General features: G+C 60.1%; 9 protein-coding genes and 1 pseudogene. All 10 read left to right on the forward strand.

Annotated features, from left to right (window positions below; translation table 11 throughout):
- Nucleotides 1-374: 374 nt before the first annotated feature.
- A complete protein-coding gene (locus tag C9413_RS19315) occupies nt 375-713 on the forward strand; it encodes a hypothetical protein (RefSeq protein ID WP_170250774.1) in 339 nt (112 codons plus the stop codon).
- A gap of 146 nt (nt 714-859) precedes the next feature.
- A complete protein-coding gene (locus tag C9413_RS19320) occupies nt 860-1,066 on the forward strand; it encodes a hypothetical protein (RefSeq protein WP_039845939.1) in 207 nt (68 codons plus the stop codon).
- Between the two features lie 177 nt (nt 1,067-1,243).
- Entirely contained in the window at nt 1,244-2,050 is an 807-nt protein-coding gene (locus C9413_RS19325; protein WP_039845940.1) for a pseudouridine synthase, read from the forward strand.
- Between the two features lie 14 nt (nt 2,051-2,064).
- Nucleotides 2,065-2,751 (forward strand): phosphoribosyltransferase, encoded by a 687-nt coding sequence (locus C9413_RS19330; protein WP_039846958.1) that lies wholly within the window; start codon nt 2,065-2,067, stop codon nt 2,749-2,751.
- Nucleotides 2,752-2,853: 102 nt separating this feature from the next.
- Nucleotides 2,854-4,599, forward strand: a complete 1,746-nt coding sequence (locus tag C9413_RS19335; protein WP_039845941.1) for an SLC13 family permease — start codon at nt 2,854-2,856, stop codon at nt 4,597-4,599.
- Nucleotides 4,600-4,673: 74 nt separating this feature from the next.
- Nucleotides 4,674-5,618: a phosphoribosylaminoimidazolesuccinocarboxamide synthase gene (locus tag C9413_RS19340; protein ID WP_170250775.1), complete on the forward strand. Its 945-nt coding sequence runs from the start codon at nt 4,674-4,676 to the stop codon at nt 5,616-5,618.
- Between the two features lie 109 nt (nt 5,619-5,727).
- A complete protein-coding gene (locus C9413_RS19345) occupies nt 5,728-6,330 on the forward strand; it encodes a TetR family transcriptional regulator (RefSeq protein WP_039845943.1) in 603 nt (200 codons plus the stop codon).
- A gap of 157 nt (nt 6,331-6,487) precedes the next feature.
- A complete protein-coding gene (locus tag C9413_RS19350; RefSeq protein WP_039845944.1) occupies nt 6,488-7,708 on the forward strand; it encodes an efflux RND transporter periplasmic adaptor subunit in 1,221 nt (406 codons plus the stop codon).
- A 47-nt stretch (nt 7,709-7,755) separates the two neighbouring features.
- Entirely contained in the window at nt 7,756-10,860 is a 3,105-nt protein-coding gene (locus tag C9413_RS19355) for an efflux RND transporter permease subunit (RefSeq protein ID WP_170250776.1), read from the forward strand.
- A 159-nt stretch (nt 10,861-11,019) separates the two neighbouring features.
- Nucleotides 11,020-11,220, forward strand: a pseudogene (locus C9413_RS19360) (nodulation protein NodT); the annotation flags it as partial.

The raw sequence follows: 11,220 nt of genomic DNA on the forward strand, positions 1-11,220 counted from the left end.
CCAGCAGCGCCGCCTCCCTCGTTCAGTGACGCGGCTTATACGGCTAACCCTCAGACATAGTCAACACCGACAATCCAACTTTTTTGACATTTTTGTAACAGACTGTTTTTACTCAGGATTTTAAGGCAGATCTATTCACAGGACCGCGTCTCGCCGCGCTTCGTCGGGGAAAATCTTTATCGGCTGGTCAAAAATCGCTCAAATCCACCCTTCCGAGGGCGGAAAATTATTCAAAAACAGCCGCCAAACGCGGATTTATGGTTAACAAACGGTAAAGATCGGCCCCGAATGAGCGAGTACGGCCGATATCAGCCAAAATCGGAACCTAATGCGGTTTGTCGTGTTCTTCTCCCATCACAGGAAAGGAGAATAACATGGCTGCCAATACCGATGACATCCGCCCGTCCGTGAGCAAGGACATTGCCGCGCTCCAACAGGAAGTGTCGCGCCTGCAGAAGATGATTTCCGCTCAGGGCGCCGAAGCCTATTACGAAGTGCGCGACCGCGCCGGCAAGGCAATTGATGAATCTATCCCTCGCGCCAAGAACGCCGTTGCCCAGATCCGCGCGGAGGGTGTGGCCGCAGCCGGTGCTGCCCGCGAACATGCCGCGGCAACGACAACCGCCCTCGTCCTCGTCGGGGCATTGGGCTTCCTTGCCGGCTATCTGCTAAGTGGTCATCAACAGACGCAGCAGCAACATTGGTGGCGTTAGGCCAGCTTACTTCGCACCGCACAATAAGAATGATTATTTAGGACCCCGCCGATTGGAAATTCGGTAGGGTCCATAAATACTTATGTCTTAGAAAAACCAATTTTTAATGGCAGGAAGGCAAGCATAATAATGAGGGAGGACGAACCATGGAAAACAGGAAGGCGAATTGCATCGTCGAGGTCAGCGTAGACAGTGCGACCGGCCGCCGTGCAGTTGGCATCATGAATATGCGCCAGGCACTCGAACTACCCGAAATGCTGAGCCTGACCTATACCCATCCTGATCCGGTGAAGGCCGCTGCCGGCGTCGTCGTCAATCGTCAGGAACTGGCAGGCTTCCTCGCCTGCCACTAAGTCCGGCAGGTTTCAACTATATCAGTAACGGAGCCGCCGGCGCGGTCGGCCCTGTTCGGCTGCCATTCAGCGCGCTCCCCTGCCCCCATTATTCCATTGAGTTGTCGCCGCCTTTGCTGGCATCCGTCTGCCGTTCATGTAAAGAATGCGGCATTGCAACCAGGTAAGGACGGCTGAGTGGGAGAGCGGCGCCAACCGCAGAAATTGCGTGAACGCGAGAAAGCCGGCGCGGATGCCGGGGGCAAGCGGGTCACCCTGCCGCGTGCTCTTTCGAAGCTCGGCTATTGTTCCCGCACCCAGGCCGAACGCCTGATCGCCGACGGCCGTGTTGCGGTCGACGGGCGGATTATCCGGAATCTCGACGCCTGGGTCGATCTCCAATCGGCAAAGCTTGCGGTCGACGGCGCAATGATCGCCGCCGAGGCGAAAATCTACCTGATGTTGAATAAGCCGCGCGGGCTGCTGACGACCCGGCACGATCCGGAAGAGCGTCCGACGGTCTATGACTGTCTCAAGGAATTCGACATTCCGCATCTCTCACCGGTCGGCCGGCTCGACAAGGCAAGCGAGGGCCTGCTGCTGTTTACGAACGATACCGAGTTCGCGCAGACCCTGCTCGATCCGATCACCCATGTGACCAAGACCTATCATGTGCAGGTCAACCGCGTCATGGATGCGGAATCGCTGGCCGAAATGACATACGGGATCCGGCACGACGGCGAAGTGCTGGCAGCGACGGCCGCACGGCTCTTGCGAAGCGGCGACCGCAACTCCTGGATCGAGGTGGAACTCGACGAAGGCCGTAACCGGCAGATCCGCCGCATGCTCGAAGCCACCGGTGCCGAGTGCCTGCGGCTGGTGCGGGTTGCAATCGGCGGACTTAAGCTTGGAGAGCTGCCGAAAGGCTCGGTGCGCGCACTGACAGAGGCGGAGCTACGCGACCTGAAGCGGCGGACGGGCATGGAAAGGACTGGGCGGAATTGATGCAGAACGACACTATCGCGCCGCATGACTTCTGGCAGGAGCTCCATCCCCCGGGCAGCTTTCCGGCAGATGGCGATTTTACCTCGTTCTATGTCGCGGAACTGCAGGACCGCCGCCAGCTTCGTCTGCCGATCCGGGTGCTTGCCGACAGCGAACACGCGCTCGCCTCGCTGATCGTCAACCAAGCGAGCTTCGCCGTGCTCGACGCGCTCGCCGGGCAACTGGCGTCAACGATCAGGCACTTTGACATCGATATCGTCGCAGGCCTGCCGACGCTCGGCTTGACGCTTGCTGCAGCAGTCGCCCAGAAGCTCGGTCACGCGCGCTACGTGCCCTTGGGCACCTCCCGGAAATTCTGGTACCGCAACGACCTTTCCGTAGCCCTGTCGTCGATCACGACGCCGGAGCAGCAGAAGCGTCTTTATATAGACCCGCGCATGCTGCCGCTGCTTCGGGGCCGCCGTGTCGCGCTGATCGACGATGTCATTTCTAGCGGCAGTTCCATCGTCGCGGGCCTGCATTTGATGACGGCCTGCGATATCGAGCCTGTCGTCATCGCCGCGGCGATGCTGCAATCCGAACGCTGGAAGGAAAAGCTCGCCGCTGAAGGCACCCAATGGCCCGACCGCACCGTTGGCGTCTTCGCGACACCGATACTCGAAAGAACGGCGGAGGGCCGTTGGAGCGCTCCCACTGCCTGACCTCGCACAATATGAGGATTGTTCGATCTTTCCCCGCGCCCTCCCTATACAGCCCTGTCCGGATGGCTACATTCCGCTGACGGTTGAAACGCGAGCCCGCCCATGACGTTCGAGCAAGCATCCCTGCTGATCCTTCTCTCGGCAATGCTCGTTCTGTTCTCCCTGAACCGTATCCGCATCGAGGTCGTGGCAATCGGGGGCCTGCTTGCCGGGTATCTGCTCCGACTTTATCCAGCCGAACAGGTCTTTTCCGGTTTCGCGAGTCCCGTCGTCATTACCGTGGTCGAGATTCTACTGATCGTCCAGGTGCTCGCCCGGGCAAAACTGTTTGACAGCCTCGCCGCACGTTTTGCAGCCGCCGAATTGTCTGGCTTCACGGTTATCGCCAGTCTTTCGGCGGTCACCGGCCTCGTCTCGATCTTCATGAATAATATCGGCGCCTTCGCGATCATGCTGCCTGCATCGCTGCGCATCAGCAGCGTCATGAATATCCCCCGGCGCCAACTCGTCATGCCGATTTCGTTTGCGGCACTTCTCGGCGGTCTCGTCTCGCTGATTGGAACGCCGGCCAATCTGCTGGTCAGCGATGCATTGGCCAAGGCAACGGGCTCCGGCTTTCAATTTTTCGATTTCGCCTATGTCGGCCTTCCTGTCGCCATCGCCGGAATTCTGCTGATGGCCGCTCTCGTTCCGCACCTTTTTCCCGAAACGGACGACCAACCTGCCGATGCGGCGCCAGCCCGAAGGCGCATCGTGACGGAGCGGCGCATTCCTGAGGGTTCGCCGCTCGCCGGCGTACGCCTTCTCGATTGCTCCAGCCTCTTTGAAATCCAGCCGCACGCATTGATCCGCAACGGCCGGTTCCTCTTTGGCCCGCTCGATCAGTCGACGATCGAGGCAGGCGATAGCTTGCTTGCCGAAGGCGCCGATGCAGTTTTTGCCGGTCTCGCCGCCTCGGCTGCCCTCGTTCCAGAAGCTCATCCGAATGGGCTGCAGGCGGATTTTTCCCGCATCGAGGCCGTCGTCATGCCGGAGAGTACGCTGGTCGGCTCGCGAATCCGCTCGTTGGAGGTCTTTAAGAGCCGAAGCGTCAGGGTTGCCGCTCTCTCCATGCGGTCACCACGGATCGAAGGCCGCTTCGAGGACTTGCAGCTCTCGATCGGCGATATCCTTGTGCTCGAAGGCCCGCGCGAGGCGGTCGCTGAAGCGCTTGAGGAATGCGAATGCCTGCCGCTCGCCTCCCAGCCTGCAGACGAAGCGACGTCGAATGCGTGGCAGCCCCTCCTGATCTTCGCTGCTGGCGTGACGCTTTCCGCTGTCGGGCCGGTCCGCCCGGAGATCGCATTTGCGGCTGTCGTACTCGTTCTTGCGCTGATGGGCTATCTCAACATCCGCCAGGCCATGGCGGACATCAACTGGCCGATCATCATCATGCTGGCCGCGATGATCCCGATCGGCTCGGCTGTTGCCGCAACAGGCACGGCCCAGCTGGTCGCCGATTGGCTGAGCCTGCTCGTGCCGATATCCATGCCGCTTGCCGGTATCGCACTCCTGCTCTTCATCGCCATGGCGCTTACGCCATTCGTCAACAACGCAACAGTGGCAATTGTGCTCAGTCCCGTTGCGCTGGAATTTGCGGAGGCGGCACACCAAGCCCCGGCCGCCTACCTGATTGCCGTTGCCGCCGGCGCATCGCTCGATTTCCTCACGCCGTTCGGCCACCACAACAATACGCTGGCGATGAGCATCGGCAGTTACCGCGTCTCCGACTTCCTGCGCGCCGGCAGTCCGCTTTCGTTTGCTTCCTATTTTCTGACCGTTCTTCTGGTCGCCCTGATCTGGCTTTGAAAGCCATTTGCTTGACATCCCCTGCAATGGAACTAGAGCAAGGTGAAACCCCGCGACAAAGGACTATCGAGCCCGTGCGAATTCTTTCCGAAGCCCATTTCCCCGAACTGCCGAACTATTACCGCGGCAAGGTGCGCGAGAATTACGATCTTCCGGATGGCAGCCGCATCATCATCAGCACCGACCGCCTCAGCGCTTTCGACCGCATCCTGACCTGCATCCCATATAAGGGCCAGGTGCTGACGCAGACGGCGCGCTACTGGTTCGAAGCGACCAAGGATATCTGCCCGAACCACGTCATTGCGTATCCGGACCCGAATGTGGTCATCGGCAAGCGGCTCGACATTCTGCCCGTCGAGGTCGTCGTCCGCGGCTATCTGGCCGGCACCACTGGCACGTCCATCCTCACTCTTTATAAGAAGGGCGAGCGAGAAATGTACGGCATGCGCCTGACCGACGGCATGCGCGACAACCAGCGCCTGCCCGAGCCGGTGATCACGCCGACCAGCAAGGAATTCGACGGCGGCCATGACGAGCCGCTGACGCCTGACGAGATCGTCAGCCGCGGGCTGCTGACAGCGCAACAGTGGGCAACGCTTTCGAGATACGCGCTTGCGCTTTTCGCGCGCGGCCAGGAAATGGCTGCGAAACGCGGCCTCATCCTTGTCGACACCAAATACGAATTCGGAACCGACAAGGACGGCAATATTATTCTCGCCGACGAAATCCACACGCCGGACAGCAGCCGCTACTGGCTCGCAGATAGCTATCAGCAGTCCTTCGAAGCCGGCACGCGCCCCGCAAGCTTCGACAAGGACTTCGTCCGTGCCTGGGTCGCCGAGCGTTGCGATCCCTACAAGGACGAGATCCCCGAGATCCCGGTCGAATTGGTCGAGCAGACATCGAAGGTTTATATCAGGGCCTACGAGGCGATTACGGCCCAATCTTTCGTGCCGGATGACGGCGGCGAAACCCCGGTTGCCCGTGTTCGAAGCAACCTTGCGCGCTACTTCCCTTAATAATCCGGAACGAACCGCCCGAAAGCTGCTCTCGGCTTGCGGGACTTCGCCGGAAGGCGTTAGCATGTGCAAGGAAGGGGTGCCGGCCGGAAGGCCGGCGGGGGAACGAATGGCACGAAGGCCGCGGCGCAAGGCCGAGGAAACGCGGGAAGACATTCTGTCGATGGCCGAGTTGCTGTTTCGCCAGCGCGGTTTCGTCGCTGTATCGATCGCCGACATCGCCTCCTCCCTCGGTATGTCGCCGGCCAATGTCTTCAAGCATTTTCATTCGAAAGTGGCGCTCGTCGATGCCATTGCCGAACGGCATCTCGGCAGCGCCACCGAGCGCTTTGGCTCCTTCGACCGAAACCTCCCGCCGAAGGAGCAACTGCTGCGTTTCGTGCTTCGGCTTCTCGACAGCCACCTCAACGACATTCAGGAAAATCCCTACATCTTCGAAATGGTGCTGACGACAGTCCAGGCCAAGCTCGAAGCGGGTAATCGCTACCGCGAGCGAATCGAGCAGCAACTCGAAGAAATCATTCGCGAGGGGGTTAGCGCAGATCATTATAAATGTTCCGATCCGCGCCGCGCCGCTCATACCGTTGCCGATGTTCTTGCATCGGTCTTGCACCCCGTGCTGATCGCCCGTGACGATAAGGATACACTCGTGCGCAGGGCAGAGGAGATCGTCTGTTTTGTAGATACTGCACTGCAAAATAGCGCTTGCTAAGTGACGATCATTGAATTACGTCACTTCGCAGATCTTTTCTTAAGTTCGGATCGAAGGGGTATTTGAATCCCGCTAATCACGCTCCTTATAGGGATGCAGCGCTCCTCGCCGGAGCCGGTGATCCGATCCGCAAATGCCAACCGCGAGGGAATTCAGCATGATACGGCGTGGCTTCATCATTTCTTCAGCTTTGGTGCTGGGCGGATTGCTTACTGCCTGCAGCGACAGCGGCAACAACCAGGCCGGCGGCGCAGGTGCGCCCGGAGCGGCGGCTCAGCAGGCAGCCCCGGTCGGTGTCGTGCAGCTGAAGAAGGATACGTTCCCGGTCACGACAATCCTTCCGGGCCGGGCCGAGGCCTATCAGACGGCCGATATTCGTCCGCAGGTCAGCGGCATCATCCGTGAAATCGCCTTCAGAGAAGGCAGCGAGGTGAAAAAGGGCGACCTCCTCTATCAGATCGAAGACGCGCCTTATGTTGCAACCGTCGAACAGGCCAAGGCGGCAATCGCCAAGGCCGAAGCCAGCGTGCCGAGCGCGCAGAGTAATTTCGACCGCTACCAGCGCCTGGTCGGCAGCGGCGCGACACAGATTGAATTCGAAACGGCAAAGACCACCCTTCTCCAGGCTCACGCTGAGGTCGAATCGGCCAAGGCCACCCTTGCCTCCGCGCAAATCGATCTCGACCACACGAAGATCATCGCGCCGTTCGACGGCGTCATCGACGAGACGGCCTACAATGTGGGCAACGTGGTGGCCGCCAATCAGACAACGGCGCTGACGACGATCCGCCAGCTTGACCCGATCTATGTTTCGCTGACTGAATCGAGCACCAATCTTCTCAGGCTCCGTGATGCCTTGGCATCTGGCACCGTTCGGGGTGAAGGCGCCGATGTCGCCTTCCGGCTCATCCTGGAAAACGGCAAGGAATACGCCCAGAAGGGCAAGCTGGACATGTCGAAGCAGATCGTCAGCGAGACGACGGGCACCTTCATCATCCGCGTGCTCTTCCCGAATCCGGATCTCGTCATTTTGCCAGGCATGTATGTGCGCGCGACCGTCGAACTTGGCGCCGAGGTCGGTTATGCGCTGCCGCAACTCGCCACCAGCCGCGACGCGACCGGGCGTCTGACGGCGCAGTTCATCTCCGCTGATGGCAAAGTCGAGACACGTGTCTTCGAAAACGCCTCGCCCTCCAACAATTCCTGGCTCGTGACCGACGGCGTGAAGGATGGCGATCAGCTGATCGTCAGCGGTCTGCAGTCGATCGCGCCCGGCATGCCGGTTACGCCCGTCCCCATGAAGATCAATGAAAGCGGCGTGGTCGTGGCTGCCGAGCAGGCAGCGGCCGGTGGCGCGCAGAAGCCGGCCGCGCAGTAGGACGCGCCCGCTTTTAATATTGATCCAAGCCGCACAGGAATAATTTGATGGCCAAGTTTTTCATCCGACGCCCGATTTTTGCCTGGGTCATTGCGATTTCCATCATGCTCGCAGGCCTGCTCGGCATCTTCACGCTGTCGATCTCGCAGTATCCGGACATCGCACCCACCACGGTGCGTATCAACGCCACCTATCGCGGCGCGAGCGCTGAAACCGTAGAGAAATCGGTGACGACGATCATAGAAGACGGCATGACCGGCCTTGATGACCTCACCTACATGACCTCGACCTCGTCTACCGGTTCGGCCAGCATCTCGCTGACGTTTGGAACAAGCGTCGACCCGGACATCGCCCAGGTGCAGGTCCAGAACAAGCTGCAGCTCGTTCAATCGCAGCTTCCCGATGACGTCATCGATGCCGGCATCAGCGTCACGCGATCGACTTCCAGTATCCTTTTGGTCGGCTCGCTGGTTTCGACCGACGGCAAGCGGAACTCCGTCGACCTCGGCAACATCCTGTCTAATCAGATCGAAGATCAGATCCAGCGTCTCGAAGGTGTCGGCAGCATCAATATTTTCGGTTCGGGTTACGCCATGCGCGTCTGGCTCGATCCCTTCAAGCTGCAGAAGTATCAGCTGACGCCAAGCGACGTCACCTCGGCTATCGAGGCCCAGAATACCCAGGTCTCGGTTGGCTCGCTCGGCGCACAGCCGCTCGTCGAGGGCCAGCAGCTGAACGTCACGATCACCGCGCAGAGCCAGCTGACGACGGTCGCGGACTTCGAGCGGATCATTCTGAAAGTGGAAAAGGACGGCTCGACGGTCCGCCTCAGCGACGTCTCGCGCATCGAAATCGGCCAGGAAAGCTACGGCGGCTCTTCGCGCTACAATGGCCAGCCCTCGAGCGGCTTTGCCGTCAACCTCGCGATCGGCGCCAACGCCATCGATACCGCGGAGCGCGTTCGCTCGGCGCTCGACACGATCGGACGCGGCCTGCCGGAAGGCGTGGATATCACCTATCCTTACGACACGACGCCCTTCGTCGAACTGTCGATCGAGAAGGTCGTCCATACCCTCATCGAAGCGATCGTTCTCGTCTTCGTGGTTCTTCTTGTCTTCCTGCAGAACCTGCGTGCGACGCTGATCCCGACCATCGCCGTGCCGGTGGTCCTGCTTGGAACCTTCGGCATTCTCGCGGCAACGGGATATTCGATCAACACGCTGACCATGTTCGCCATGGTTCTCGCAATCGGCCTCCTCGTCGATGACGCTATCGTCGTTGTCGAGAACGTCGAGCGCATCATGTCGGAAGAAAAGCTGTCACCGCTTGAGGCGACCGAGAAGTCGATGGGCGAAATCACCGGCGCCATCGTCGGCATCGCGCTGGTTCTGACCGCCGTCTTCATTCCGATGGCCTTTTTCGGCGGTTCGACCGGCATCATCTACCGTCAGTTCTCTATCACCATCGTTTCGGCCATGCTGCTTTCGGCCCTTGTCGCCATCGTGCTGACGCCGGCACTGTGCGCGAGCATGCTGAAACCGGTCAGCGAACACAGGAAGCACCGCGTCGGCGACTGGTTCAACCGCAACTTCACGCGCTCGACCAATGGCTACGTCCGCACCATCGGCTACCTGTTGAAGCGTCCGATCCGGGTCATGCTGGTGTTCCTGCTCGTCGGCGCCGGTTGCGCCTATCTGTTCACGCGCCTGCCGAGTTCGTTCCTGCCGCAGGAAGACCAGGGCGTTCTGCTGACGATCGTCACCACGCCGCCCGGATCGACCACGCAACAGACCCAGGCGGTCGTCGAGAAGGTCGAAAAATATTATCGCGAAAACGAGAAGGACTCCGTCGATTCGGTCTTCGGCGCCCTTGGCTTCAGCTTCAACGGCTCCGGCCAAAACAGCGCGATCGTCTTCACCAAGCTCAAGGACTTCTCGCTTCGTACCGATCCCAATCAGCACGCGCAGGCGATCGTGACGCGGGCTCTCAAGACCTTCTTCACCTTCCGCGAAGCGCAGGTCTTCGCTTTGCTGCCGCCGGCGATACAGGGTCTCGGCGTGTCCAGCGGCTTCTCGATGTACCTCGTCGATACCGGCGGACACGGCACGGCTGCGCTCGACACCGCCTCCAAGCGGCTGATCCAGATGGCCAATGCCAGCGGCAAGGTGGTCGCCCTTCGCAATAACAACAAGGAGGTCGAGCCGCAGATGCGGATCGTCATCGACCAGGAGAAGATCGGCGCCATGGGCGTTGATATCTCTGCGGTCAATGCGATGCTTTCTGTCATCTTCACAGGCCGCGACGTCAATGACTTCACGCTGAACGGCGAGATCAAGCCGGTCTACGTGCAGGGCGATGCGCCCTTCCGAATGCAGCCGACTGACCTCGACCACTGGTATGCCCGCAACTCTTCCGGCGAGATGGTTCCCTTCTCCGCCTTCACCACGACGGAATGGGTCAAGGGTGCCCCGACGCTTGCCCGCTTCAACGCGGTCAGCGCGATCCCGCTCGACGGCGCTTCGGCGCCGGGCGTCAGCTCCGGCGACGCCATGAACGAGATGGAGGCCCTGACCGCACAGCTCGGCGGCGGCTATACGGTCGCCTGGCAGGGCATTTCCTATCAGGAGCGGCTCTCGGGTTCGCAGGCACCGATGCTTTACGCAATTTCGGTGCTCGTCGTCTTCCTTTGCCTTGCAGCACTCTACGAAAGCTGGTCGATCCCGTTCTCGGTGATCATGGCGGTGCCGGTCGGCGTGCTCGGTGCGCTCATGGCTGCGACCCTCTTCGGGCAGGCGAACGACGTCTTCTTCAAGGTCGGTCTTCTGACGACCATAGGTCTTGCGGCGAAGAACGCGATTCTGATCGTCGAGTTCGCCAAGGACCGGATGGAGACCGGAATGGGAGTCTTCGGGGCGACTCTGGAAGCGGCAAGGCTGCGTTTGCGCCCGATCATCATGACATCGCTTGCCTTCATTTTGGGCGTCGTGCCTCTTGCCGTCGCCACTGGCGCAGGCTCCGCAGCCCAGAACGCAATCGGCATCGGTGTCCTCGGCGGCATGCTTGCGGCGACTGCGCTCGGGATTTTCTTCGTGCCGTCCTTCTTCGTCGTCATCCGACGCGTATTCTCCCGCCGCAAGAAAATTGTGGCGTGAGTGTGATAAAAATACACTGCCAGAATGAATGACTCATTGATACATTGCCCGCGGACTGCTTCGGCATTGGTGTATCTCGTTGGGACGAAGCGCGGCCGACGGCAAAGCATGATGCTTTTGGCAAGAATTTAGACTTGGTCGAGTTACAGGAAGAAATGAATGATATCTCTTCGTATTGCTACACCGGCACTATTGCTGTTGCTGGCGGGCTGCGTGAGCGGACCGGACCACAAGCCTCCGGAGATGCCGCTGCCGGCGAAATTCGGTGAGGGCAGCACCAAGAATATCGGTGATGTTGCGACGGTGGCCTGGTGGTCGGCCTTTCGCGACAGGCAGCTCGACAGCCTGGTGGCGCGCGGT

Origin of the sequence: Rhizobium sp. SEMIA 4085 (genome assembly GCF_013004495.1) — a bacterium.
Lineage (GTDB): Bacteria > Pseudomonadota > Alphaproteobacteria > Rhizobiales > Rhizobiaceae > Rhizobium > Rhizobium gallicum.

What these genes read in the sequence shown, in the direction of transcription:
- C9413_RS19345 (WP_039845943.1), top strand. Translation starts at nt 5,728, where the DNA reads ATGGCACGAAGGCCGCGGCGCAAGGCCGAGGAAACGCGGGAAGACATT.
- C9413_RS19355 (WP_170250776.1), top strand. Translation starts at nt 7,756, where the DNA reads ATGGCCAAGTTTTTCATCCGACGCCCGATTTTTGCCTGGGTCATTGCG.
- C9413_RS19315 (WP_170250774.1), top strand. Translation starts at nt 375, where the DNA reads ATGGCTGCCAATACCGATGACATCCGCCCGTCCGTGAGCAAGGACATT.
- C9413_RS19320 (WP_039845939.1), top strand. Translation starts at nt 860, where the DNA reads ATGGAAAACAGGAAGGCGAATTGCATCGTCGAGGTCAGCGTAGACAGT.
- C9413_RS19335 (WP_039845941.1), top strand. Translation starts at nt 2,854, where the DNA reads ATGACGTTCGAGCAAGCATCCCTGCTGATCCTTCTCTCGGCAATGCTC.
- C9413_RS19350 (WP_039845944.1), top strand. Translation starts at nt 6,488, where the DNA reads ATGATACGGCGTGGCTTCATCATTTCTTCAGCTTTGGTGCTGGGCGGA.